Here is a 23,620-nt window from a genome sequence, read left to right on the forward strand (position 1 = left end):
CTCATATGGTTGACGAGTGAGCTTTCCGAAGCGGGACTTCCCGTACCAAAAAATCTGCGATCAGACGAAAATCAGGATAAGCTTGTCGGTGATGTGGACCGCGCGCAGGCCCAGGGACCGTTGCAGCCTGGCGACCGCGCCGACAGGATCGGCGATGCTGAATACGCCGCTGACACGCCGATCGCGCACATTTTGGCCGATGACCCGGATATAGCCGGTGTGGTAACGCCCAAGCTCCGCCACGACTTCCGAGAGCGGGCGGTTCTCGAACACCAGCTCGCCCTGGGTCCAGGCGTCGGCCTCTCCGGCGCGGATCGGCTCTTGTGCACCCCAAGGCCGATCGGGACCATAGACGAGGCTCTGCCCCTCCCTGAGACCGATCGCGCTCGATCCGCCGCGCGCATAGGCGACGCGCACGACATGCTCGGTGACGGCGACGCGCGTGTCGTTGCCATCCTCGCGGATCACGAACCGGGTGCCCAGTGCCGTGCTGCTGCCGCCATTGGCTTCCACGGTGAAGGGCCGGCTGCGATCAGGGGCGACGGTGAACGCCGCCTCCCCTCGCAGCAGTCGCACGATGCGCCGGTCATTCCGGTAATCGAACGCGACCGCGCTATGGGTATTGAGGACCACGCTCGATCCGTCCGGCATGGCGATGGTCCGCCGCTCGCCGGTCGCCGTCACGGCATCGGCACGCAGGCGCATCGGCCAGTCATCGACGAGGCCGATCGCCACGAGCGCAACGCTGGCGGCAACCGCTGTGGAGACCCAGGCGCGCCGGGTACGATGATTGTCGTTCCCATGCGCGCGCACGGGTGGCGAGGGAATCGAGGCGCGGACCGCCGGCGAAGGCTTGACGCCGCCAAGATCGGACCAGACCGCTTCCATCTCCGCGAACGCGCGGGCATGGCGCGGATCGGCGGCGAGCCAGGCCCTCAGCCCGGATTCGTCGCCCAGCAGTCCGTTGTCGCGATCCGCGAACCAGCGTGCCGCTTCGTCGGCGATGTCCTTCGGTATCGGTTGGTCAGCTGGCACGAACGCGCTCTCCCCCTGGCGAGCGGCTTAGGTCCGTCGCTATGGGCCTTCTGACTCTTAGACGATTGAAAATCGAGGATGAGGACTGTCGGATAGAAATAATCGGCGTCACGCGTCGGGATCATCCTGCATCCTGGCATGGCAATGGCGCACGGCGATGCGGACATGCTTGGCGACGGCATTGACCGTGATGCCAAGGCGCGCGGCGACTTCACCCGGGGTCAGGCCGTCGATGCGGCGGAGCACGAACACTTGCCGGCAACGCAGCGGCAGCTCTTCCAGCGCCGCCTCGAAGCGACGCATCCGTTCGCTGTCGAGCATCTGGCGATCGATCGACGGGGTGTCGGACGGCACGTCGGGCGTTGGATCGAACATCTCGAACAGCGCATCGTGCCGCTTCTCCGCGCGTAGCCAGTCGGTCGCGAGATTGGTGGCGAGCCGGTTGAGGAAGGCGCGCTTATTCAGGATGGGCGGGTCGTCATCGATCCGCTGAACCTTGAGATACAGGCTCTGCGCAACGTCCTCCGCCGCCGGCTCGCTGCCCAGCATCCGCGCGAGCCGGCGCACGAGCGACGAACGCTCCGCGATCAGCATACGGGACAGGGCAAAGGCGTTGGTCGGCATTGCCGCATAGTCTTAGCAGATTGCGAACCACTCGCAACAATCTGCTGCGGTCAAGCGGCCAGACGGTAGGTTTTGCCATGAGCGGGCATTCGCTGGCCGACCGGCCACGTCTTAAGTTGGTCGGCACAGGCCCCAAAGCAAGTCGCGCGCGCAAACGTTCTTCATATGGCCAATGTGGCCATAGGAGAACGACCATGGAGATGCCTGAAACCGAACTCACCGCCACCAAGCGCCCGGTCTGGAATGCCGGAAGGACCGTCGGTGCAAAGCGGGCTCTGAAACCAAAGCAGATCTGGGAAATCCGGTTTTACCTCAATCAGCGCCGCCGCCTGCGGGATCGGGCGCTTTTCGATCTGGCGATCGATAGCAAGCTTCGGGGCTGCGATCTGGTGCAGATGAAGATCGGCGACATTGTCAGCGGCGGACAAATCCGAACGCGGGCAATCGTGATGCAGCAGAAAACGGGACGGCCCGTTCAGTTTGAGCTGCTGCCGGATGCTCGGGCGAGCCTACTGGCTTGGCTGGATCGGCGCGGCGGCACGGTGGACGACTATGTCTTTCCCAGCAGGGTCGATCATAATGGGCATCTCAGCACTCGCCAGTATGCCCGGCTTGTCGATGAATGGGTAACAGGAGTCGGTCTCATGCGAAGCGATTAGCGCCGACTTAGCTGTCATTCGTGGGGGCGGATTCACTCGTTGATACCTGCCGGTCGTTCATATGGGCGAACCGGCTTCCCTGAGATATCGAGAAGCCGGAATTTTCAAATTTCGGTCCGTTCGGACAGCGTCAAAGCGTCATCAATATCCACGCCAAGATATCTGACCGTATTTTCGATGTTGGTGTGACCGAGCAGGATTTGCACGGCGCGAAGATTGCCTGTGGCTTTATAGATCAGTGCCGCCTTTGTCCGCCGCATCGAGTGGGTGCCATACTCTCGTTTGTCGAGGCCGATCGTCGACACCCATTCGTCGACGAGGCGCGCATATTGCCGTGTGCTCAAGTGACCAAGGTAATCGATCCTGCTTGGGAATACGAAGTCACGGATCGTTCCGCCGCGCCGATCAAGCCATGCTTTTAGGCTTTTGCGTGCCTCCGACATGATCTCGAATTGCACCGGACGGCCCGTCTTTTGCTGGATAACGGTCGCACGATCACGAAAGGACCCTGCGCTGATCAGGTCGCCTATCCTGATCTTGACCAGGTCGCAGCCACGCAATTTGCTGTCGATGGCAAGATCGAACAGGGCCCGGTCACGCAGACGCTTGTGTTCGTCGAGATAGAAACGAATTGCCCAGATATCGCGCGGCTTCAGTGGGCGCTTCGGCCCAACATTCTGCCCTGCATTCCAAGGGCGCCGATCATGTATGGCTGGGTCGAGGTCTGAATGTCCCATGATAGTTCTCCGATAGCCGGAATTGGCCAGCGCGAGTATAGTCCTCATGCCCGGCTACCTTAAGACAAGTGTCGCGCGACACTTGACGATCTCACATTGCTGCGCTATATCCCGGGAATGGAAATCGAAAGCATCAGGCACAAAGGCCTGCGCCGCTTCTTTGAGACGGGCAACGCTAAAGGCCTGGTTGGGGATGCTGGGCGATTGCGTAAGATGCTTGCTTTCATCGACGCTGCGGAAAGCTTCGAAGAGCTGTCGGTGCCTCCGAATTTCGGATTGCATGAGCTGACAGGTGACCGGAAGGGAAGCTGGTCGATGACGGTTACGAGAAACTGGCGGATGACCTTCGGGTTGAATGACGAAGGCGCGCTAATCGATATGGATCTGGAGGATTATCATGGCGCTTAAGATGCACCCTTCGCTGGCCGTCCACGTTGGCGACTGGTTGAAGACGGAAATTGTGGAACCCGCGCAGGTTAGCGTGACGACTTTGGCCCAGCATTTTGGCGTATCGAGGCAGGCCTTGAGCACCTTACTGAATGGCAATGCGAACCTGTCTGCCGATATGGCCATCCGGTTTGAGAAGGCCTTCGGCATCAAGGCCGACACTCTATTGCGGATGCAGACGACTTATGAGCTGGCCCAAGCCCGCGAGCATGAGCAGGATATTAAGGTTCAAAAGTTCGCTAGAGCAGCCTGAACCGCGAACATAACGTCATTAAAAGTCCTAGTGCACTGACTCAGTCGGTTGGTACAGGCAGCCGCCTGAGTTTGGCGAGAATGGTCTCGGCCGGCTTGGTCCAGACGAAGGGCTTAGGGTCGGCGTTCTGCTTTCGGATGTAAGCGCTAATGGTGTCCTGGAGGTCGACGACGGAGGTGAAGACGCCGCGCCGGATGACCCTTCGGGTGAGCGCCGAGAAGAAGTTCTCGACGGCGTTGAGCCATGAGCCCGAGGTCGGGGTGAAATGGAACACCCAGCGTGGATGATCGGCGAGCCACTCCAGGACCTTCGGATGCTTGTGGGTGGCGTAGTTGTCGAGGACGGCGTGGATCACCTTGCCGGCAGGAACGGCGCGCTCGACGGCGTTGAGGAACTTGATGAACTCCTGGTGCCTGTGCTTGGGCATGCAGCGACCGACGACTGTGCCGTGGAGGACGTCGAGCGCGGCGAACAGGGTGGTCGTGCCATTGCGTTTGTAGTCGTGCGTCATTGTTCCGCATTTGCCCGGCTTCAACGGCAGACCGGGTTGGGTTCGGTCGAGGGCCTGGATCTGGCTCTTCTCGTCGATCGAGATGACGACGGCGTGAGCCGGCGGGGCCATGTAGAGACCGACGATGTCTTCGACCTTGGCGGCGAAGGCGGGGTCGCTCGATCTCTTGAAGGTTCGCAGACGGTGGGGTTGGAGGTGATGGACCTGCCAGATGCGCTGGACGGTTCGGAGCGAGACGCCGAAGGCTTTGGCCATTGCGCGGCCGGTCCAATGGGTCACGGCACCGGGCGGTTCGGAGCAGGTCAACGCAACGATCCGTGCGACGACGGGCGCGGCGATCGGCGCCGTACCGGGCTTGCGCGTCTTGTCGCGGAGAAGACCATCGACGCCTTCCTCAGCGAAGCGCTGTTGCCAGCGCCAGACCGCAGGTCGGCTGACGCCGGCGCGGCGGGCCACTTCGAGCACCGGCAAGCGGTCGCTGGAGAGCAGCACGATCCTGGCGCGCAGCACATGCTTGAGCGGGCAGTTGCGGTCGCCGACGATTTGTTCAAGCCGAGCACGGTCGGCGGCGTTCAAGAGGATGTTGACGGTCTGGGCCATGACGGGAGAGTCGCATGTCCTAGACGATTTGTGAATCTCCCGTCTGCGTCATTGCACTAGGTTGGGGACTCATTTGCTCCACTCTGCGACGACGGCGACGAGAGCGATAGCGGCGAGATAGTTTTGGGCGTGTCGGTCATATCTGGTGGCGATGCGCCGCCAGTTTTTGAGGCGTCCGAAGAGCCTCTCGATGACGTTTCTCCTTCGATAGATACGCCGGTCGAGAGGATATGGTGTTCGGCGCGAAGCAGTTGAAGGGATCACGGCTTTGACGTTTCGGGCGGTCAGCCAGTTGCGCAAGCTGTCGGCGTCATAGGCTTTGTCGGCGAGGAGACGCCTTGGTGGAGCGACCGTACCGAGTAGCGGAATGGCGATGCTGATGTCTGCGATGTTGCCGGGTGTCAGGGTGATGGCGACCGGTCGGCCGCGATCGTCGGCCAGGCAGTGGATCTTGCACGTCCTGCCGCCCCGTGAGCGACCGACCGCTTCTTCATACTCCCCCTTTTTGAGCCTGCCGCCGAACGGTGGGCTTTGACGTGGCTGCTATCTATCGACAGTTCTTTCGGCACAGGCCCCGATGCCGCGACCTTCTCGAAAAGGCGCTGCCAGATGCGCCGCTGAGACCAGCGGTTGTAGCGGTTATAGATCGTTGTGGGCGGCCCATAAGCGGCGGGTACGTCGCGCCAGCGGCAGCCTGTCTTGAGCACGTGCAGGATGCCCGAAATCACCGTTCGATCGTCAACTCTCGGCTTGCCAGCTTTGCCATGCGGCAGATGTGGCTCAATCGCTAACCATGCCTCATCCGACAGCCAAAACAGATGGCGTGACATACTCTCTCCTGCACAAACTCACAGAGACAGGATATTTATCTCATAATATCAAACAGGTGTATAGGTTCTCAACGTAGGCGCTGTCCCTGAAAGCAGTCGTCTGCTCATGTAAGCTGATTTGGCGCCTCTTGGGCCGTGTCGTACTGGTGGCTGTGCGATAGGAAAGCTGGAATGTAGCCGCGCGCTCGCTTTCGGGCTGACATTTCTCCCGGATCGTTGGTCTACCGATTCAGTTCCCGTCCTCGGCATCCGGATCGGGCGTCAAGATCGGCCAAGGGCGTCCTGACGCAAAATCGGGATGGCGTGGTTCCGATTCTGGAGCACCGTACTCGTCCCGGAGTTTGTCTATAAGATTGAGACAGCGGGCGGCGGGGTCATCCTTGCCGCCGCTGCTTGTCATCGCCAGCAGCTTCCGGCGCAGTTCGGCCGCCGGGACGGGCACGACATTGTAAGCACCCTCCCAGTTCTCTGCCGGGACGTGGTCCGTGACAGCGCTTTGGATCGACTGCCACGTCATGAACGAACGTCTGGTTTTCCTCTCAAAATCGATCAGCATCAGTATGCCGTCCGTGCCAGGGTCTTCAGCAACTGCGCTAGCTAGCAAGGCAAGGCGCGATCGGGGAACAGAAGAAAGAAGCAGACCCCCGCTCCCGCGAGGACAGCGAACGCGAGCGCAGAACGCAACACTAAACCGATACCGACTGACAGCGCTTCCATTTACCCATCCCAGACAAGGCGGACGCGAAGGTCGCCGCGATCGATCAGCGAGGTCGGTCGCCAGTCCGCCGCAATGATGAATGGACGCAGCTTCGCCACCGTCCGGGTCAGGCGCGCAAGATCGTCGAGGCGAAGGTCATGAAGGCACCGCGCGCGCAGGATCGCCGCGACGGCGCGCGTTCCAAGGCCCGGCACCCGCAGCAGCGCTTCGCGCGGGGCGCGATTGATATCGACTGGGAACAGGCCGCGAAACTTCAGCGCCCAAGCCAGCTTCGGATCGATATCGAGCGGCAGCATGCCCTTGTCGTCCGCTGCCTCCTGCACCTCCCCGGTCGAGAAGCCATAGAAACGCACCAGCCAGTCCGATTGGTAAAGCCGATGCTCGCGCATCAGTGGCGGTCTCTTGAGCGGCAGGACCGCGCTGGCGTCCGGAATCGGGCTGAAGGCCGAATAATAGACGCGGCGCAGCTGGAACCGATCATACAACATATTGGCTCGGCCAATGATCTGGCTGTCGCTCGCGCCGTCCGCGCCGACGATCATCTGCGTGGACTGGCCGGCAGGCGCGAAGCGCGGCGCATGGCGAAAGCGTTTGCGCGCATCCCTGGCTTCGGCGATCGCATCGCCGATATCGGCGATCGCGCCTTCAATCTGCACGCTGTTCTTGTCAGGAGCGAGTCGCGACAATCCCGGTTTTGGTCGGAAGTTCGACATTGATCGATACGCGATCGGCCCAGAGCCCGGCCTGCCGCACCAGTTCGGGGTCTGCTTCCGGAATGGCCTTGAGGTGGATATAGCCCCGGAAGCCGTGCTCCTCCCGCAACATGCGGGCGACTTCCACCAGTTGCTCCATCGTGTGTGAGGAAGATTTGATGATCCCGGACGAGAGAAACAGGCCTTCGATATAATTGCGGCGATAGAAGCCGAGCGTGAGATCCACGACTTCCCGCGGCGTGAAGCGGGTCCGTACGACGTTGGAGCTCTTCCGATTGACGCAATAGTGGCAGTCGAAGATGCAGTGGTTGGTCAGCAGAATCTTGAGCAAGGAGATGCAGCGGCCGTCCGGGGCATAAGCATGGCAAATGCCCATGCCCTGCGTGGAGCCGATGCCCTTCCCATCCCGGCTATGCCGCTTCGACGTCCCCGACGATGCGCAGGATGCGTCATATTTGGCCGCATCCGCCAGAATCGCCAACCGATCGCCGACTCCCATGTTCTTCATATGTACTATATATGTTCTTTTATTCCTGTGCGCCAATGATTCTGCGACGAACGGTAAATTTGCAGAAGGGGGCGCAGCGATAGTCTTTCCCGGCTCCAAAGGAGAGCGTTGCTCGATGCAATGCGCGCCTTTGGCCGCCGTTCGTCCCTCGGACTACCGCCCTACCTCGAAGGCCGCGTGCCGCACGGCTTCCAACGTGGTGCCGGGCGAAATCGCATCCGGATCGAGCAGGCAATGGAGGATGGCAGGCTTGCCCGACGCGCTGGCCCGATCGAAGGCGTCGGCGAAATCGGATGTCCGCGCCACCGTCTCCCCATGGCCTCCAAAAGCCCGCGCATAAGCGGCGAAGTCGGGATTGGTGAGTGCCGTCGCGATGGGCCGTCCGGGAAATTCCCGCTCCTGATGCATGCGGATGGTGCCGTACATCCCGTTGTCGATCAGGATGACGATGATCGCCAGCCCATATTGGACCGCCGTCGCGAATTCCTGCCCGTTCATCATGAAGCAGCCGTCGCCCGCAAAGGCGATCACGGCGCGTTCGGGGAACATCCGCTTGGCCGCGACCGCCGCGGGAACGCCATAGCCCATCGACCCCGATGTCGGCGCAAGCTGCGTCCCGAACCTCTCGAAACGATGGAAGCGATGCACCCAGGTCGCATAATTGCCTGCGCCGTTGCACAGGATCGCATCCCGCGGAAGCTTCTCGCGCAGCCATGCCATCATCCGCGCGGGGTGGAAATCGCCGGGGCTGACGATCCGCTCCGGATCGGTCCAGGCGAGGAAGTCCGCCCTGCCCGCTTCGCGGAAATCCGCGCGCGACGGCGACGGCGATGGTACGGGGCCGACGCCCTCCAGCGCCGCGGCGAACGCTTCCGGAGCGGCGTTGATCGCCAGCACCGGCCGATAGAGTTTGCCCAGTTCCGATGGATCGGGATGCACATGGACAATCCTCTGTTCCGGCTCGGGGATGGAGATCAGGCCATATCCCTGGCTCGGCACCTCCGCCATGCGCGCGCCGATCAGGAGCAGCAGGTCGGCGTCCCTGACTCGCGCGGCCAGCTTCGGATTGGCCCCGAAGCCCAGATCGCCGGCAAAGCTATCGTGGCTCGCCGGAAACAGCATCTGCCGCCGGAAGGAGACGGCCACCGGCAGATCCCATCGCCCCGCGAACGCCGCCACCTGATCCACGGCCACCTGCGACCAGCGCGATCCGCCCAGAATGGCCAGCGGCCGCTTCGCTTCGCCCAGCAATTGCCCCAACCGCGCCATCTGGCCGGCGCCCGGATGCGCTTCCACGACGGCAGCGCACACGGCATCCCCTGCCTCCACGCTTTCCCGCAACATATCTTCCGGCAGGGAGACGAGGACCGGCCCCGGTCGCCCCGACATGGCCGCATGGACGGCGCGGCTGACGATCTCCGGGATGCGTTCCCCATTGTCGATTTCGGCCACCCATTTCGCGATCGAGCCGAACACCGCGCGATAATCCAGTTCCTGAAACGCGCCCCGGTCGCGGACATCCCGTTCGACCTGCCCGACGAAGACCAGCATCGGCGTCGAATCATGCTGGGCGATATGCAGGCCCGGCATGGCGTTGGCCGCGCCCGGCCCTCGCGTCACGAAGCAGGCCGCGGGACGGCCCGTCAGCTTGCCATGCGCTTCGGCCATCATCGCCGCGCCGCCCTCGGCCCGACACACCGTCACCTTGATCGGGCTGCCGATCAGCGCGTCGAGCACGGCCAGATAGCTTTCGCCGGGAACGCAGAAGATATGGTCGATCCCATGGATTTCCAGCTGGCGGACCAGGCATTGGGCGGCGTTGCGTCCTTTGGCTGCGCTCATTTCCGCATTTCCCTCATGCCATCCATGGATTTCACGCAGGCGCGCGCCCCGCGCGGCTTTCCTTCCTGGAGGATTATCGCATGCGCCCTTCCCGCGCCAGCATGCATCATCGAATGAGCAACGGCATGGCCGCCGCTCCGATCCAGAGTATAGCGCAGGCGCGCAGATAGACCCGCAATGCCCGCTGGATGTCTTGCGCGAAAACCCGGTCACGGCCTTCGCCGATCCACGGCTTGTCATGGGCCACGCCATCATAGCTTACGGGTCCGGCGAGACGCAGCCCCAGCGTTCCCGCCATCGCCGCCTCCGTCCATCCCGCATTGGGAGAGGCATGTTTGCGCGCATCGCGCCACATGATGCGCCAGCCTCCTCCGCCGGCCAGACAGATCACCGCCCCGCCCAGCCGCGCGGGCAGGAAGTTCATGACATCGTCCGTCCGCGCCGCGGCCCAGCCAAAGGCGCGCCAGCGTTCTTCCTTGTGACCGATCAGGCTGTCGGCGGTGTTGATGGCCTTGTAGGCCCAGATTCCCGGCAGCCCTCCGACGATCAACCAGAAGAGCGGCGCGGCCACTCCATCGCAGAAGCTTTCCGACAGGCTCTCGATCGCGGCGCGGGCGATGCCGGGTTCGTCGAGCGTTTCGGTGTCCCGGCCCACGATCATCGACACGTCCTGCCGCGCACGTGCCTCATCGCCCTCCCCCAGATGGCGGGCGATCGGCCGGACATGCTCGAACAGGCTGCGTTGCGCGAGGGCGGGCCAGGCAAGAATCGCCATGCCAAGCCATGCAAGGGAACCGAGCCAGCGGCGGCAGAGCCCTTCCAGCAGAAGAGCGCCGCCGGCCGAGACGGCCAACAACAGCATCACGGTCAGAACCCCGATAGCGCGGCGAAGCCCCGCGCTCCATCGCGCTTGGTTCCCGTAACGTTCGGACAGGGTGATGATCCGGGCGAAGAAACCGACGGGATGGCCGATCCGGGCATAAAGCGCGCGCGGCCATCCGATGACCGCATCGAGGGCAAGGGCCGCGAAGGCGATCGGCTCAGCCAAGGAGGGCCCTTTGCAGGCGGTCGAGCGCCTCCTCCGTTTCGGGGAGGCCGATCCGCAGCCAGCGGGGTTCGTAGTCGAAGGGACGCGTCAGGATGGTCTGTTTCGCCAGTCGCTCGAACAGCGCCATCGCATCGTCGGCCACGATCAGCCGGAACAGCGGACAGGCGCCGACGGGCGAGTATCCGCAGCCCGTCAGCACATCGTCCAGCCGCCGTCTTTCGCGGGGCAGGCGCTCCCGCATCGCCGCGATCCAGTCGCGGTCGGCATAGGCGGCTCTCCCGATGGCGATGGCGGCGGCGGAAACCGGCCATGCCCCAAGCTTTCGCCGCATCCGGCCGACGATGGCTTCCGGGCCGAGCAGGAAGCCGAGCCTCAAGCCCGCCAATCCGAAGAATTTGCCGAAGGAGCGGAAGATGAGCAGCCGTCGATCATCCGCTATATCCCGCGCCAGACTGGTCGCCGGATCGCTGTCGGCAAAGGCTTCGTCAACGATCAGCCATTCCTCGTCCGCTCTGCGGTCGGCCAGGTCGAGCAGCGCGTCGCGCGGCCAGCAATGGCCGTCGGGATTATTGGGATTGGCGAGAATGATGGTGCCGCCATCCGGACTCTCCATCGCCGCCGCCGTTATCGCCGAGGATAGCGGGAACATATCCTCATGCGTGCGATAGCAGGGGGCAAGATATCGCGCGCGCGGGCCGAGCAGATCGCTGGCCAGGCGCAGGCCCGTTTCGGTTCCCGGAAGGGCGCAGACATGCCGGGGGTCCACATCGAAATAGACGGCCGCGATTTCCTCCATCTCCCGCAGATCGGTTTTCGAAGGCAGGCCGCGCCAGTCGATGGCCATCCCCGCCGCGCCCGGCCAGCCATGCGGGTTGATGCCGGTCGACAGATCGATCCACGGATCGCCGCCTTCGCCGAACCACGCCCGCGCCGCGTCGAGATCGCCGCCATGCCATGTCCATGGGCTTTTCATGACAACCGCGCTCCCACGACCAGCGCCATCAGGAGCGCGGCTTCGATCCACTCGATGCCAGCGCCGTGGCCGTCACCGGAAATGCCGCCGATATGGCGCTTGATCCACCAGCCCCAGAGCGGAATCAGGATGAGGGCAACGAGCAGGGCCGGGAACAGAAAGGAAGCGGCAAGCGCCGCGCCTGTCCATGCCAGCATATCGAACGGGCGCACGGCGCCCCGGAAGCGGGAAGCCAGACCTTCGTGGAGCGGCGGCAGCCCATAGGTCCAGATCAACGGGCCGATCCGGGCGATGAAGGGAATGGCGACGAGCCCCAGCCATGGCGGACGGGCGGGGCCCGGCAGAGTGAGGAGGGCGTGGACCAGCACCAGCTTGCCCAGGAGCAGGAGGACGATGGCGATGGCGCCGAAGCTGCCGATATGGGGATCGGTCAGCGCGGCCATCATCCTTTCGCGATGGCCATGCGCCGCGCCGCGGGCGTCGGCGATATCCGCCAGTCCGTCGAGATGAAGGCCGCCCGTCACCGCGACCCACAGAAGCAGTCCGGTCAGCGCCCCGACCCATGGATCGACCAGGCCGCCAGCCCAGATACCCCATGTGACGATCAGGCCCACGATCAGGCCGACGGCGGGGAACCAGCGCATGGCCGGGGGGAAATCGGCAGGCGTGAAGGCGATCCGGGGTGTGGGCAGCCGGGTCAGGAACTGCGTGGCGATGATGAAGCCCTTCACGGCCGCGCCCCTGCCCATGGGTGGAGGGAGCGTTCGCGATTCCATGAAGGAGATGGCGAAGTGATCGTGTTTCGGGATTCGGGGGGCATGGTGGACCTTCCGCAGCGAGGGCCGGCCCGGAGGAGGCGGACGGGGCGGGTGCCGCCGTCCTGCCTGCCGCCCGGCGCGGTGGGACTGTCGCCACGCGGGGGAGCCCGTCCGCATGGCGCACCCTGGCCGCGCGGAGAACGACTGCGGCGGGCCGGTATCCTGGCTTGCGGGTCAGGGCCGGATGCGCCGCCTTCTCAGAACCATGCGATTCCAATGACTTATGGCGCGCGGCTATCCGCTCACAGTTGCAGGGGCAGCTGAGGTTCTTCCCCTCATTCCCGTTTATCCCTTTCGGGAACCTGTCGCATGGCGCGGAATAGGAAAGTTATGATCCCGCGTCAATCGAGGCCCGACCGGCGGCCGACGCCCCGCGCCGTCCGCCCCCTTAATAGGAGCGCCCGACCAGAACGCGCTCGACCGCCGCCTGCCCGGTGAAGATGCAGGCGCCGTCGGCCGCTTCCGCATCCAGCGGCACGTTGCGCAGGGTCAGCTTCTCGCCCTTCAGCCATTCGACCACCTTGTCGAGCGCCGCGCCGGTCGGCCTGCTCCACTGGACGAGCGCCCAGCCCGGCTTCGCGCTGGCGGCGAAATAGGCCTTCAGGGCATCCAGCGACGCAATATCCTTGTCCACATGGCCGTGCAGCCGGCCGTGCGCCTCGGCGAACAGCGCCCGCTGGACCTCTTCCAGCGCGGCGGCCGCTCCGGCGATGAAATCGTCCCGCGGCACGACCTGGCTGTCGAGCTTTCCATCCGCCCGATAGAGCCGGTCGCGGCGCAGCACCGACACATTGCCGCCGGCGACATCCCGGCCGCCGACCTCGATCACGATCGGCGCGCCCTTCTTGACCCAGCCCCAGCGCTTGTTGGCGGCCTTGGCGGGGCGCTTGTCCAGCAGGGCGCGGACAGGCTCGCGGAACACGTCCCTGCCGTTCAGCTCCTCCACCAGCGCGGCGCAATAATCGAGGATCGCGGCGTCCTCCTCCGTATCGCGCAGCATCGGCACGACGACGATCTGATAGGGCGCGACACGCGGCGGCACCCGCAGCCCGTCATCGTCGCCATGCACCATGATGAGCCCGCCGATCATGCGCGTGGACATGCCCCAGCTGGTCGTCTGGGCCAGTTCCTGCTGCCCTTCGGCATTCTGGAACCGGATATTCTGCGCCTGGCTGAAAGTGGTGCCCAGGAAATGGGACGTGCCCGCCTGAAGCGCCTTCCCGTCCTGCATCATCGCTTCGATGGAATAGGTGGCGACAGCGCCCGGAAAACGCTCATTTTCCGGCTTTTCGCCCGCGATGACCGGCAGCGCGACGCATTCCTCGGCGAAGCTGCGATAGACTTCGAGCATCTTCATCGTCTCGTCCATCGCTTCGTCGACCGAGGCGTGGGCGGTATGCCCTTCCTGCCAGAGGAACTCGCTGGTGCGCAGGAACATGCGGGTGCGCATTTCCCAGCGCACGACATTCGCCCACTGGTTGATGAGCACCGGCAGGTCGCGCCAGCTTTGCACCCAGCGGGAGAAAGCCGCGCCGATCACCGTTTCGGACGTGGGACGCACCACCAGCGGCTCTTCCAGCTTCGCTTCGGGGTCCGGCACCATCCGGCCGTCCTTCTGGATCAGGCGGTGATGGGTGACCACCGCCATTTCCTTGGCGAAGCCGTCCACATGCTCGGCTTCCTTCTCGAAATAGGAGAGCGGGATGAAGACGGGAAAATAGCAGTTTTCGTGACCCGTGGCCTTGATCCGCTCATCCAGCAAGCGCTGGATGCGTTCCCAGATGCCATAGCCCCAGGGGCGGATGACCATGCAGCCGCGAACGCCGCTTTCCTCCGCCATGTCGGCTTCGGAGACGACCGCCTGGTACCAGGCGGCGAAATCCTGTTCACGGGTGACGGAAAGGGCGTGTTTCACAGGGCCTGCCTTGGATGTCTGAGTGCGAATGATGGCGCGCCATAGGGCAAGCGCGCCGTTTCTGTCGACCCCCCAAGCGTCGCAGGCAGGACTTTAGCCGAGCTTGTCGATCTTGGCGTTCAAGGCCGCGAGCTGGGCCTTGAGGCCGGCGATCTCGTCATCCTTGCTTTCGTCGGAACGGGCGTCGGAGCGGGACGTTTTGGCGGCGGGCGGGGTGGCGCCCGCGCCGAAGGCATGGGTGGCGGCCTCGAACATCTCCATGTTGCGCTTGGCGATTTCCGCGAAGGGGCCGCCGCCGAAGGCGCCCTTCATCGCTTCCTGGAACTGCTGCTGGTTCTTGCGGAACGCCTCCATGGACGCTTCGAGATATTGCGGCACCATGGACTGCATGGAATCGCCGTACATGGAGATCAGCTGGCGCAGGAAATTGACGGGCAGCATGTTCTTGCCGCGCTGTTCCTCCTCCATGATGATCTGGGTCAGGACATTATGCGTGATGTCCTCCCCCGTCTTGGCGTCCACGACGACGAACTCGCGCCCCTCGCGGGTCATCTGCGACAAAAGATCCAACGTGATGTAGCTGGAGGTTTCCGTATTATAGAGCCGCCGGTTCGCATATTTCTTGATGATCACCGGTTCGGATTCGTTCGTCGTCTTGGACTTCGCCATGGAAATCTCTCCCACTCCTGTTCCTTCCGCATTAGCACAGGGCGATGCCGCGCCGCAACATGGGCCCCGCCCCCTGCCGCTTTTCCTGGACATGCTGTGGCGGGAGACGGAGGACGACCCGGACCTGCGCCGCCGCGCCTTTCTGGGCCTGCGGAAATATCAGTCGGCGGAGCGGCCCGTCCCACCCCCTCCCCCCGCCGTGGCGGCGTCGGCGGGACAGGCGCGATTGCTGCGATACGGCACGGGAAAGCGCGGCGCGCCGGTCGTGTTCGTGCCTTCGCTCATCAACCCGCCCACCGTGCTCGACCTGTCGGAAAGCCGGTCCATGCTGCGCCACATGGCCGCGCAAGGCCATGACGCCTATCTGGTCGATTGGGGGACGCCGGCGGCCGCGGATTCGATGCTGGGGCTGGAAGGCCATGTCGCGCGGCGATTGGTTCCGATGCTGGAAACGCTGCCGGAGCCTCCCCTTGTCGTGGGCTATTGCCTGGGCGGCAGTCTGGTTCTGGGCGCGGCCATGCTGCATCCCGTCCGCGCCATCGCCACCATCGCCGCGCCATGGCATTTCGACGGCTTTCCGCAGGCCGATCTCGACCAGATCGTCGGCTTGTGGAGGGGGGCCAAAGCCACCTGCGAACGCCTGGGCTATGTGCCGATGGAGGTTCTTCAATCGGGGTTCTGGGCGCTCGACCCGCGCCGCACCGTCGGGAAATTCGCGGCCTTTTCCGACATGGCGCCGGGGACGGACGACGAACGCGCCTTCCTTGCCGTGGAGGATTGGGCGAATGGAGGCGCGCCCCTGACCTTCGCCGCGGGACGCGATCTTTTCGAGACATTCTATGACGGGAATGTCAGCGGGTTGGGGCAATGGATGATCGGAGGAAAGGCCGTCGATCTTCCATCCCTGTCCTGTCCCGCCTTGTCCATTCGATCCGCGACCGACCGGATCGTCCCGGCCAGCGCGGCCCCCCGCCTGGCCCAGGGCCGGACCCTGCAAATGGGCCATGTGGGCATGATCGTCGGGCGGCAGGCGCGCGCGCTTCTGTGGAATCCTTTGTCCCAATGGCTTTGCGACCATGGCGGATGATGTTATGTGCGCTTGCGAACAAAAATCTCAGCATCGAGGACCTGAACCGTGTCAGACATCGTCATCACCGCCGCCAAGCGGACCGCCGTCGGCAGTTTTCTGGGCGCTTACGCCAATACCCCCGCGCATGAACTGGGCCGGACCGCGATCGTCGCCGCCCTCGCGCAGGCGGGACTCGCGCCGGAGGAAGTGGACGAAGTCATACTGGGCCAGATCCTGACCGCCGGGCAGGGACAGAATCCCGCGCGGCAGGCCGCCGTCAACGCGGGCATCCCGGTCGAGCGCACGGCCATCGGCATCAACCAGCTTTGCGGGTCCGGGCTGCGCGCCGTGGCGCTGGCGGCGCAGGCGGTCAAATCGGGCGATGCGCGGATCATGATCGCGGGCGGGCAGGAGAATATGTCCATGGCCCCCCATGCGCAAAATCTGCGCGGCGGCGTGAAGATGGGCGCGCTGTCGCTGGTCGACACCCTGATCCTGGACGGCCTGACCGACGCGTTCCACAATTACCATATGGGCATGACGGCGGAGAATCTGGCGGAGAAATACCAGATTTCCCGCGACGCGCAGGACCAGTTCGCCGTCGCCAGCCAGAACAAGGCGGAGGCCGCCCGCGCCGCCGGCCGCTTCAAGGACGAAATCGCGCCCGTCACGATCAAGGGCCGCAAGGGCGACATCGTGGTCGACAGCGACGAATATATCCGCGCCGGCGCCACGCTGGAGGCGATGCAGGCGCTGAAGCCGGCTTTCAAGAAGGATGGCTCGGTCACCGCGGGCAACGCCAGCGGCCTCAATGACGGCGCGGCCGCGCTCGTCGTGATGAGCGGAGCGGAAGCGGCCAGGCGCGGCGCGACGGTCATGGGGCGCATCGCCTCCTTCGCGACCTGCGGCGTCGATCCGGCGATCATGGGCATCGGCCCCGCTCCCGCCACGCGCATCGCGCTGGAAAAGGCGGGCTGGGCGCTGGGCGACCTCGACCTGATCGAGGCCAATGAGGCTTTTGCCGCGCAGTCCCTGGCCGTGGGGCAGGAACTGGGCTGGGACCCGGAAAAGGTGAACGTCAATGGCGGCGCGATCGCCATCGGCCATCCGGTCGGCGCGTCCGGCGCGCGCGTGCTCACCACCCTGCTCTACGAAATGCAGAAGCGCGACGCCAGAAAGGGCCTCGCCACATTGTGCGTCGGCGGCGGCATGGGCGTCGCCATGTGCATCGAGCGTTGAACGGAAGACGGGAGCCGCAGGTCAGCCGGTCGGCGGCTTCCGGTCAGAAAAGCCGTGAGCCGTTCGGGACCGGCTGGTCGGGAGCGAAGAGGACGACCGCTCCCTGCGAGTCCGCGAAGCCCAATGTCAGCACCTGCGACATGAACTTGCCGATCTGGCGGGGCGGGAAATTCACGACCGCCGCGACCTGACGCCCCGGCAGATCGGCGAGGTCGTAGCGGTCCGTGATCCGGGCGCTGGATTTCCTGCATCCGATGGCGGGGCCAAAATCGATCAGCAGCTTGTAGGCCGGCTGGCGCGCTTCGGGGAAAGGTTCGGCCGAAACGACGGTGCCGACCCGGATGTCGACCTTCAGGAAATCGTCGAACAGGATCGCATCGGCGGCGGGAGCGGCGGGGTCATGGGAAGCGTGCATGGCCCGACGATAGGCCATGGGGCGGCAGGATCGCAATCGCCTTCCATCCGCCATCGGCCGGTCGACCGGCGGAAACGGCCGGGCGCAAGGGAGGCCGCGGCCTTCCCGTCGCGCCCGGCGGACGCGGTTATTCCAGTTCCAGGATGATGGCGTCGACCGGCAGGCTTTCGCCCTGCGCCGCCGACACGTTCTTCACCACGCCCGCCTTCTGCGCGCGCAGGATATTCTCCATCTTCATCGCCTCGATCACCGCGAGCGGCTGGCCGATCTCCACCTTGTCGCCGGCCTGCACGTGGAGCGCGACCAGCAGGCCGGGCATCGGGCAGATGAGGAATCGCGAAAGATCGGGCGGGATCTTCTCGATCATATGCTTGGCATAAGGCGCGGCGTGCGCGGGCAGGATGCGCAGCTTGTGGCTGGCGCCATGCGCGGTCAGGACGAAACCGGCGCGGACCGGCGCGATCCGGACCGCCAACTGCTCGTCGCCGAACTCGGCTTCGATCAGACGGTCGCCGGGCGTATATTCCAGGCTCATGTCCAGCGGTTCGCCGTCGACGGCCACCTTGTCGCCCCGGATGACGACATCGTGCAGCGCCCCCTCTTCTCCCGCGCCGATCCTCACCTGCCAGCCGGTCGGGGCCCGCAGCTTCCTGCCGAGCTGGCCGTCGATGCGGCGCGCGCGGTCGGCCTGCGCCATGGCGGCGAAGGCCCCGATCGCGGCAAGCTTGCGGAGCAGGTCCGGCGACGCGGGCGCGCCTGTGAACCCTTCGGGATATTCCTGCGCGATGAAGCCCGTGGTGATGTCGCCCGACCGGAAGCGCGGGTGCTGCATCAGGGCCGACAGGAAGTCGATATTATGGCCCGGCCCCTCGATCTCGAACCTGTCGAGCGCCTCGATCTGCTTGTCGATGGCCTGTTCGCGCGTGGGCGCCCAGGTGATGAGCTTGGCGATCATGGGGTCGTAGAACATGCTGACCTCGCCCCCTTCCTGCACGCCGTCGTCGACGCGCACCAGAGCGCCCGTCTCGTCAGCGCCGGTTTCGGGCGGCGTGTAGCGGATCAGGCGGCCCGTCGAGGGCAGGAAACCGCGATAGGGATCTTCGGCATAGACCCGGTTCTCGACGGACCAGCCGTTGATCTTCACATCGGCCTGGGTGAAGCCCAGCTTCTCGCCATTGGCGACGCGGATCATCTGCTCCACCAGATCGAGGCCGGTGATTTCCTCCGTCACGGGATGCTCGACCTGCAGGCGGGTGTTCATTTCGAGGAAGTAGAAGCCGTCGCCGGTCTTGTCCGTGCCCGACACGATCAGTTCCACCGTGCCCGCGCTGAAATAGCCGACCGCGCGCGCCAGGGCGACGCATTGTTCGCCCATCTTCTTGCGCATTTCGGGGCTGACGAAGGGCGACGGTGCTTCCTCCACCACCTTTTGATGGCGGCGCTGGATCGAGCATTCGCGTTCATTGAGGTAGACGATATTGCCGTGCTGGTCGCCCAATATCTGGATTTCGATATGGCGCGGGCTTTCGATGAACTTCTCGATGAACACGCGGTCGTCGCCGAAGCTGTTCAGCCCCTCGCGCCTGGTCGCCTCGAACCCTTCGCGCACGTCCTGCTCGCTATAGGCAAGGCGCATCCCCTTGCCGCCGCCGCCCGCCGACGCCTTCATCATGACCGGATAGCCGATCTCGTTGGAAATCTTCACCGCATGTTCGGTGTCCTCGATCACGCCGACATAGCCGGGGACGACATTGACGCCCGCTTCCATCGCAAGCTTCTTGGACTCGATCTTGTCGCCCATGGCGGCGATGGCGTTGGCGGGCGGGCCGACGAAGACGATGCCCGCCTCGTCCAGCGCCTTGCGGAAGCTTTCGCGCTCCGACAGGAAGCCATAGCCCGGATGCACCGCATCCGCGCCGGTCGCCTTGCATGCCTCGATGATCTTGTCGGCCAGCAGGTAGGATTGCGCGGCGGGCGGCGGGCCGAGATGAACCGCTTCGTCCGCCATCAGGACGTGGGGGGAACGCGCATCGGCGTCGGAATAGACCGCCACGGTCTTGATGCCCATCTTCCGCGCCGTGCGGATCACGCGGCAGGCGATCTCGCCACGGTTCGCGATCAGGATCTTGGTGATTGCCATCTTTATCCTTGCCCTCGTCCTTGGTTCCAAAATCCGTTCAGGCCGCGCGAAGCCGAAGCCCTCGCCCGAGCGCAGCGAAGGCACCTCGCTCTGCTCGGTGGAGCCCTTCGACTTCGCTCAGGGCGAACGGAGATAAATGCCTATTCAGCCGCCTCCAGATGCCCGTGCGGCTGGGCCATCATCGGCGTCAGGCCCAGCTTGCCGAGCAGCGCGCTGTCCTTGTCGTCGCCCGCATTGGCCGCCGTGAGCAGCTTGTCGCCGGTGAAGATGCTGTTCGCGCCCGCCATGAAGCAGAGCGCCTGACAGGCTTCGCTCATGCTTTCCCGGCCCGCCGAGAGGCGCACCATCGACCGCGGCATGACGATCCGCGCCACGGCGACGGTCCGCACGAACTCGATCTCGTCGATCCTGGCGAGCGGCGTGTCGGCCAGCATGTCGCCCAGCACCGTGCCCTTGACCGGCACCAGCGCGTTGATCGGCACGCTTTCGGGATGCGGCATGGTGGCGAGCGCGTGGAGGAAGCCGATGCGGTCGCCCCGCGTTTCGCCCAGTCCGACGATGCCGCCGCAGCACACGTTGATGCCCGCATTGCGGACATTCTCCAGCGTCTCGATCCGGTCCTCGAAGGTCCGGGTGGTGATGACGTTGGCGTAGTTTTCCGGCGAGGTGTCGATATTATGATTGTAGTAATCGAGGCCCGCATCGGCGAGCTGCCTCGCCTGCCCCTCGCTCAACATGCCGAGCGTCATGCAGGTTTCCATGCCCATCTGGCGCACGCCCTTCACCATCTCGATGAGCCTGGGCATGTCGCGATCCTTGGGATTGCGCCATGCCGCGCCCATGCAGAAACGGCCGGAGCCATGGTCTTTCGCCTGCGCCGCCGCTTGCAGCACGGCCTGCACGTCCATCAGCTTGGTAGCCTTGAGGCCGCTTTCCGCTTCGGTCGACTGGCTGCAATAACCGCAATCCTCCGGACAGCCGCCGGTCTTGATCGACAGCAGGGTGGAAAGCTGCACTTCATTGCGCGGGAAGTTCTCGCGGTGGATCGCCTGCGCTTCGAACAGCAGGTCGTTGAAGGGCAGGTCGAACAGCGCGGCGATTTCCTCGCGCGTCCAGTCGGTACGGGGTGTCATCTGGCTCAAGCGGCTTCCTCCAGCCCCGGCGGGGGCATGTTGTGGCCGAGGAGGCGCAGCACGTCGGCCGCGCACTCCACGACATTGGAGCCGGGACCATAAATGCCCTGCACACCCGCGTCACGAAGGAAGTCGTAATCCTGTGGCGGAATGACGCCCCCCGCGATCACTTTCACGTCATGGCGTCCCGCCTCCCGAAGCTCCCTGATGAGTTCGGGGATCAGCGTCTTGTGCCCCGCCGCGAGGCTCGACGCGCCGACCACGTCCACGCCCGCGTCGAGCGCCAGCACCACCGTTTCCTCCGGCGTCTGGAACAGCGGGCCGGACACGACATCGAAGCCCATGTCGCCAAAGGCCGACGCGATGATGTTGGCGCCCCGGTCGTGGCCGTCCTGCCCCATCTTGGCGATGAGGATCTTCGGCTTGCGACCAAGGCGCCGCTCGACGGCCTGCACACCGTCAAGAACCTGTTTCCAGCGGCTGTCGTCCTTGTAGGGCGCCGCATAGACGCCCTTCACCGGCGTCGGCACCGTGCCGTAGCGATCGAAGCTCTCCTCCATGGCGGAGCTGATCTCGCCCAGCGTGGCGCGGGCGCGGGCGCATTCCACGGCCAGCGCGAGCAAGTTGTTCTCGATGCTCGCGGGGCCGGCCGCGCCCTTGCGCAGGGCGTCGAGCGCCGCTTGGCATTTGGCCTCGTCGCGTTCTGCCTTCATCTTGTTGATGCGGGCGATCTGCGCTTCGCGGACCTTGGTGTTGTCGACCTCCAGCGTCTCGAGCAGGTCTTCGTTCGCGAGGCGGTATTTGTTGACGCCGACAATCACGTCCTCGCCCCGGTCCACGCGGGCCTGGCGGGCGGCGGCGGCTTCCTCGATCATCGCCTTGGGCCAGCCGGCCGCGACCGCCTTCGCCATGCCGCCTTCACCCTGGACGCGGTCGATGATCGCCTGCGCCTGGTCCACCAGTTCCTGCGTCAGCGCCTCGACATAATAGCTGCCGCCCAGGGGATCGACGACATTGCACATGCCGGTCTCTTCCTGGATGATGATCTGCGTGTTGCGGGCGATGCGCGCGGAAAAGTCGGTCGGCAGCGCGATGGCTTCGTCCAGCGCGTTGGTGTGGAGCGACTGGGTGCCGCCCAGCATCGCGGCCATCGCCTCGATGGTGGTGCGCATGACGTTGTTATAGGGGTCCTGCTCGGTCAGCGACACGCCGCTGGTCTGGCAGTGGGTGCGCAGCATCTTGGAGCGTTCGTCCTGCGCGCCCAGCGTCGTCATGGCGCGGTGCCACAGCACGCGGGCGGCGCGCAGCTTCGCCACTTCCATGAAGAAGTTCATGCCGATGGCGAAGAAGAAGCTGAGGCGTCCGGCGAACTTGTCGATGTCGAGGCCCGACGCCACGCCATATTTCACATATTCCATGCCGTCCGCGATGGTGAAAGCCAGTTCCTGCACCTGCGTCGCGCCCGCTTCCTGCATGTGATAGCCGGAAATGGAGATGCTGTTGAACTTGGGCATCTCCCGCGACGTGTAGCCGAAAATGTCGGAGATGATCCGCATCGAGGGTTCGGGCGGGTAGATATAGGTGTTGCGGACCATGAACTCCTTCAGAATGTCGTTCTGGATGGTTCCGTCCAGCAGCTTGCGATCGACCCCCTGCTCCTCGCCCGCGACGATGAAGAAGGACAGGATCGGGATGACTGCGCCGTTCATCGTCATGGAAACCGACATCTGGTCGAGCGGGATGCCGTCGAAGAGGATCTTCATGTCCTCGACGCTGTCGATGGCGACGCCCGCCTTGCCCACGTCGCCCACGACGCGGGGATGGTCGCTGTCATAGCCGCGATGGGTGGCCAGGTCGAAGGCGACCGACAGCCCCTTCTGCCCCGCCGCGAGGTTGCGGCGGTAGAAGGCGTTGGATTCCTCGGCGGTGGAGAAGCCCGCATATTGGCGGATGGTCCAGGGACGGCCCGCATACATGGATGCCCGGACGCCACGGGTGAAGGGCGCGAAGCCGGGAAGGCCCGGATCGACCTTGACGTCCTCGCTCGTGTAAAGCGGCTTGACGTCGATCCCCTCCGGCGTGCGCCAGGTGAGGTCCTTGCCCTTCACTTCCCGGGACGCGGCGGCGGCCCATTGATCCAGCGTCGGCTTGTCGGTCATAACTCACTTCCAATCCGTGCGGGCCGAACGAAGTCGAAGCCCTTGCCTGAGCATAGCGAGGACATCTCACTGCGTTCGGTGAAGCCCTTCGACAAGCTCGGGGCGAACGGAGCGGGAGCCTCGACGGTCAATGCGCCTCCCTGGGCGTCTCCATGATCTCGGTCAGCACCCCGTTCATGTCCCTGGGGTGGACGAAGAAGATCGGCGTGCCGTGCGCGCCGATGCGGGGTTCGCCCAGCACCTTCTTCCCCAACCCCTCGAACCATGCCTTCGCTTCATGGATGTCGGGCACTTCATAGCACATATGATGCTGCCCGCCCGCCGGGTTCTTGGCGATGAAGCCGTGGATCGGGCTGTTCTCGCCCAGCGGCTCGATCAGTTCGATCTGCGTGCCGCCGGTGCCGTTTTCGCCCGGCGTGTCGACGAAACAGACCTTCACGCCCTGCGCGGGCAGGTCGAAAGGCGCGTGGATCTTCGTCGCGCCCATCACGTCGCGATAATAGGCGATGCTGGCCTCCAGCGAAGGCGTGGCGATGCCGATATGGTTCAATCGTCCCAGTTTCAT

General features: G+C 64.5%; 20 protein-coding genes, 3 pseudogenes and 1 riboswitch. Of the genes and pseudogenes, 5 read left to right on the plus strand and 18 right to left on the minus strand.

What is annotated here, in order from left to right:
* Positions 1–60: 60 nt before the first annotated feature.
* Both SCLO_RS05125 and SCLO_RS05130 read right to left on the minus strand, forming a co-directional pair.
* On the minus strand, positions 61–1,035 hold the full coding sequence (locus SCLO_RS05125; RefSeq protein WP_066521732.1) for a FecR family protein: 975 nt from the start codon (positions 1,033–1,035) through the stop codon (positions 61–63).
* A 108-nt stretch (positions 1,036–1,143) separates the two neighbouring features.
* A complete protein-coding gene (locus SCLO_RS05130; protein ID WP_231923353.1) occupies positions 1,144–1,629 on the minus strand; it encodes an RNA polymerase sigma factor in 486 nt (161 codons plus the stop codon).
* Positions 1,630–1,853: 224 nt separating this feature from the next.
* Here SCLO_RS05130 and SCLO_RS05135 point away from each other — a divergent pair.
* Positions 1,854–2,315: pseudogene (locus SCLO_RS05135) on the plus strand (tyrosine-type recombinase/integrase); the annotation flags it as partial.
* Between the two features lie 107 nt (positions 2,316–2,422).
* Here the strand turns inward: SCLO_RS05135 and SCLO_RS05140 are convergent.
* Positions 2,423–3,055, minus strand: a complete 633-nt coding sequence (locus tag SCLO_RS05140) for a tyrosine-type recombinase/integrase (protein ID WP_066521736.1) — start codon at positions 3,053–3,055, stop codon at positions 2,423–2,425.
* Positions 3,056–3,172: 117 nt separating this feature from the next.
* Between SCLO_RS05140 and SCLO_RS05145 the strand changes: the two genes are divergently transcribed.
* Both SCLO_RS05145 and SCLO_RS05150 read left to right on the plus strand, forming a co-directional pair.
* On the plus strand, positions 3,173–3,463 hold the full coding sequence (locus tag SCLO_RS05145; RefSeq protein ID WP_007014453.1) for a type II toxin-antitoxin system RelE/ParE family toxin: 291 nt from the start codon (positions 3,173–3,175) through the stop codon (positions 3,461–3,463).
* The gene (locus SCLO_RS05150) at positions 3,453–3,755 is read left to right on the plus strand and encodes a HigA family addiction module antitoxin (RefSeq protein ID WP_169925551.1); all 303 of its coding nucleotides are present in this window, start codon (positions 3,453–3,455) and stop codon (positions 3,753–3,755) included. The genes SCLO_RS05145 and SCLO_RS05150 overlap by 11 nt, the downstream gene beginning before the upstream one ends.
* Positions 3,756–3,795: 40 nt before the next feature.
* Here the strand turns inward: SCLO_RS05150 and SCLO_RS05155 are convergent, their stop codons facing one another.
* From SCLO_RS05155 to phaR, 10 genes and pseudogenes are all read right to left on the minus strand, one after another.
* Entirely contained in the window at positions 3,796–4,866 is a 1,071-nt protein-coding gene (locus SCLO_RS05155; protein WP_066522499.1) for an IS630 family transposase, read from the minus strand.
* Positions 4,867–5,010: 144 nt separating this feature from the next.
* A pseudogene (locus SCLO_RS05160) lies at positions 5,011–5,696 on the minus strand (IS5 family transposase); the annotation flags it as partial.
* Between the two features lie 229 nt (positions 5,697–5,925).
* Complete coding sequence (locus SCLO_RS05165) at positions 5,926–6,252, minus strand: hypothetical protein (RefSeq protein WP_066520735.1); 327 nt, start codon at positions 6,250–6,252, stop codon at positions 5,926–5,928.
* A gap of 161 nt (positions 6,253–6,413) precedes the next feature.
* Positions 6,414–7,635: pseudogene (locus SCLO_RS05170) on the minus strand (putative DNA modification/repair radical SAM protein).
* 153 nt (positions 7,636–7,788) lie between these two features.
* The gene (locus SCLO_RS05175) at positions 7,789–9,477 is read right to left on the minus strand and encodes a thiamine pyrophosphate-binding protein (protein ID WP_066520733.1); all 1,689 of its coding nucleotides are present in this window, start codon (positions 9,475–9,477) and stop codon (positions 7,789–7,791) included.
* 106 nt (positions 9,478–9,583) lie between these two features.
* Positions 9,584–10,525, minus strand: coding sequence for an adenosylcobinamide-phosphate synthase CbiB (cbiB, locus tag SCLO_RS05180; protein WP_066520731.1), 942 nt, complete (start codon positions 10,523–10,525; stop codon positions 9,584–9,586).
* On the minus strand, positions 10,518–11,498 hold the full coding sequence (locus SCLO_RS05185; protein ID WP_066520729.1) for an aminotransferase class I/II-fold pyridoxal phosphate-dependent enzyme: 981 nt from the start codon (positions 11,496–11,498) through the stop codon (positions 10,518–10,520). The genes cbiB and SCLO_RS05185 overlap by 8 nt, the downstream gene beginning before the upstream one ends.
* The gene (locus SCLO_RS05190) at positions 11,495–12,247 is read right to left on the minus strand and encodes an adenosylcobinamide-GDP ribazoletransferase (RefSeq protein ID WP_322788838.1); all 753 of its coding nucleotides are present in this window, start codon (positions 12,245–12,247) and stop codon (positions 11,495–11,497) included. Before SCLO_RS05190 ends, SCLO_RS05185 begins: the two co-directional genes overlap by 4 nt.
* Positions 12,248–12,451: 204 nt before the next feature.
* A riboswitch (cobalamin riboswitch) is annotated at positions 12,452–12,637 on the minus strand.
* A 67-nt stretch (positions 12,638–12,704) separates the two neighbouring features.
* A complete protein-coding gene (gene proS, locus SCLO_RS05195; RefSeq protein ID WP_066520727.1) occupies positions 12,705–14,231 on the minus strand; it encodes a proline--tRNA ligase in 1,527 nt (508 codons plus the stop codon).
* A 93-nt stretch (positions 14,232–14,324) separates the two neighbouring features.
* Positions 14,325–14,900, minus strand: coding sequence for a polyhydroxyalkanoate synthesis repressor PhaR (gene phaR, locus SCLO_RS05200; RefSeq protein ID WP_066520724.1), 576 nt, complete (start codon positions 14,898–14,900; stop codon positions 14,325–14,327).
* Positions 14,901–14,991: 91 nt separating this feature from the next.
* On the opposite strand from phaR, the gene SCLO_RS05205 reads away from it, so the two are divergent.
* A complete protein-coding gene (locus SCLO_RS05205; RefSeq protein ID WP_231923354.1) occupies positions 14,992–15,987 on the plus strand; it encodes an alpha/beta hydrolase in 996 nt (331 codons plus the stop codon).
* A gap of 48 nt (positions 15,988–16,035) precedes the next feature.
* On the plus strand, positions 16,036–17,208 hold the full coding sequence (locus SCLO_RS05210; RefSeq protein WP_066520722.1) for an acetyl-CoA C-acetyltransferase: 1,173 nt from the start codon (positions 16,036–16,038) through the stop codon (positions 17,206–17,208).
* Between the two features lie 43 nt (positions 17,209–17,251).
* Here the strand turns inward: SCLO_RS05210 and SCLO_RS05215 are convergent, their stop codons facing one another.
* The 5 genes from SCLO_RS05215 to mce all read right to left on the minus strand — a co-directional run bounded on the left by SCLO_RS05215 (position 17,252) and on the right by mce (position 23,620).
* Entirely contained in the window at positions 17,252–17,623 is a 372-nt protein-coding gene (locus SCLO_RS05215; protein WP_066520745.1) for a tRNA-binding protein, read from the minus strand.
* Between the two features lie 127 nt (positions 17,624–17,750).
* Positions 17,751–19,763 carry an acetyl-CoA carboxylase biotin carboxylase subunit gene (locus tag SCLO_RS05220; protein ID WP_066520720.1) on the minus strand — a complete coding sequence of 671 codons (2,013 nt, stop codon included), beginning with the start codon at positions 19,761–19,763 and terminating at the stop codon, positions 17,751–17,753.
* A 140-nt stretch (positions 19,764–19,903) separates the two neighbouring features.
* On the minus strand, positions 19,904–20,896 hold the full coding sequence (gene bioB, locus SCLO_RS05225) for a biotin synthase BioB (RefSeq protein ID WP_066520718.1): 993 nt from the start codon (positions 20,894–20,896) through the stop codon (positions 19,904–19,906).
* 5 nt (positions 20,897–20,901) lie between these two features.
* Positions 20,902–23,055 (minus strand): methylmalonyl-CoA mutase, encoded by a 2,154-nt coding sequence (gene scpA, locus SCLO_RS05230; protein ID WP_066520711.1) that lies wholly within the window; start codon positions 23,053–23,055, stop codon positions 20,902–20,904.
* A gap of 127 nt (positions 23,056–23,182) precedes the next feature.
* A complete protein-coding gene (gene mce / locus SCLO_RS05235) occupies positions 23,183–23,620 on the minus strand; it encodes a methylmalonyl-CoA epimerase (protein WP_066520709.1) in 438 nt (145 codons plus the stop codon).

This window comes from Sphingobium cloacae (assembly GCF_002355855.1).
In the GTDB taxonomy this organism is placed as follows: Bacteria; Pseudomonadota; Alphaproteobacteria; order Sphingomonadales; family Sphingomonadaceae; genus Sphingobium; species Sphingobium cloacae.

Excerpts from the sequence above, each read along its gene's own strand:
- SCLO_RS05130 (WP_231923353.1), bottom strand. The coding sequence starts at position 1,629 with ATGCTGATCGCGGAGCGTTCGTCGCTCGTGCGCCGGCTCGCGCGGATG.
- SCLO_RS05145 (WP_007014453.1), top strand. The coding sequence starts at position 3,173 with ATGGAAATCGAAAGCATCAGGCACAAAGGCCTGCGCCGCTTCTTTGAG.
- SCLO_RS05165 (WP_066520735.1), bottom strand. The coding sequence starts at position 6,252 with ATGCTGATCGATTTTGAGAGGAAAACCAGACGTTCGTTCATGACGTGG.
- SCLO_RS05150 (WP_169925551.1), top strand. The coding sequence starts at position 3,453 with ATGGCGCTTAAGATGCACCCTTCGCTGGCCGTCCACGTTGGCGACTGG.
- SCLO_RS05155 (WP_066522499.1), bottom strand. The coding sequence starts at position 4,866 with ATGGCCCAGACCGTCAACATCCTCTTGAACGCCGCCGACCGTGCTCGG.
- SCLO_RS05190 (WP_322788838.1), bottom strand. The coding sequence starts at position 12,247 with ATGGGCAGGGGCGCGGCCGTGAAGGGCTTCATCATCGCCACGCAGTTC.
- SCLO_RS05175 (WP_066520733.1), bottom strand. The coding sequence starts at position 9,477 with ATGAGCGCAGCCAAAGGACGCAACGCCGCCCAATGCCTGGTCCGCCAG.
- mce (WP_066520709.1), bottom strand. The coding sequence starts at position 23,620 with ATGAAACTGGGACGATTGAACCATATCGGCATCGCCACGCCTTCGCTG.
- SCLO_RS05185 (WP_066520729.1), bottom strand. The coding sequence starts at position 11,498 with ATGAAAAGCCCATGGACATGGCATGGCGGCGATCTCGACGCGGCGCGG.
- phaR (WP_066520724.1), bottom strand. The coding sequence starts at position 14,900 with ATGGCGAAGTCCAAGACGACGAACGAATCCGAACCGGTGATCATCAAG.
- SCLO_RS05215 (WP_066520745.1), bottom strand. The coding sequence starts at position 17,623 with ATGCACGCTTCCCATGACCCCGCCGCTCCCGCCGCCGATGCGATCCTG.
- SCLO_RS05220 (WP_066520720.1), bottom strand. The coding sequence starts at position 19,763 with ATGGCAATCACCAAGATCCTGATCGCGAACCGTGGCGAGATCGCCTGC.
- bioB (WP_066520718.1), bottom strand. The coding sequence starts at position 20,896 with ATGACACCCCGTACCGACTGGACGCGCGAGGAAATCGCCGCGCTGTTC.
- SCLO_RS05205 (WP_231923354.1), top strand. The coding sequence starts at position 14,992 with ATGCTGTGGCGGGAGACGGAGGACGACCCGGACCTGCGCCGCCGCGCC.
- SCLO_RS05140 (WP_066521736.1), bottom strand. The coding sequence starts at position 3,055 with ATGGGACATTCAGACCTCGACCCAGCCATACATGATCGGCGCCCTTGG.
- scpA (WP_066520711.1), bottom strand. The coding sequence starts at position 23,055 with ATGACCGACAAGCCGACGCTGGATCAATGGGCCGCCGCCGCGTCCCGG.